1 protein-coding gene is annotated in these 646 nt (G+C 62.5%); it reads right to left on the minus strand.

The window, feature by feature from the left end:
- The coding region (locus AC1D0P_RS26785; RefSeq protein WP_477679504.1) for an NAD(P)-dependent oxidoreductase at positions 1-646 on the minus strand (646 nt) is incomplete at both ends.

Raw genomic sequence — 646 nt, forward strand, 5'->3', positions numbered from 1 at the left:
GGGGTGCATGGATCGAAACGGTGTCGCACGTCTCAATCAGCCCTTCCAGGGAGGCGAGCTCGACGCCCATGCCCCAGGCTTCGACCGGGTTGATCATCGGATCGTGAAGCACGACATCGATATCATGAGGTTTGAGCAGTTCGATGACGCGGCGGCCGATGCGCGAGGCGCCGACAATGCCGACCCGCTTGCGCCAGTTGCCGGCATTGCCGTCGAAGGAAGCGTGAAGGGCTACCGGCGCACGTTCCCGGAGATAATCTCGCTGGAATCTGAACACCTGCTTGTTAGCCAGCAGGATCGCGGCAAGCGTGAATTCGGCGACCGGAACGGCGTTGGCATCGGCGGCATTGGAGACCAGCACACCACGTGCGAAAACGGCGGACGAAACCAGATGCTTCACCGATCCGGCAGCATGGGCGATCAGCTTCAGCTTCGGCGCTGCGCTGAGCACGGCGTCGTCGATCGGTGGGCAGCCCCAGCCGGTAACGAGAATTTCCGTCTCCGACAGCACGGTTCTCGCCGCATCGCCGGAGAAATCCTGCAATGGGGCACCAGAGGCGATCCGGCAGCTGTCGCCAAGCCGCTGCATGTCTTCGTTTGAAAACAGGCTGTCAGCGCCGAACGGGCCGAAGGCAAAGGTGAGCGC

It is taken from the genome of Polaromonas sp. P1_G2, from assembly GCF_056405515.1.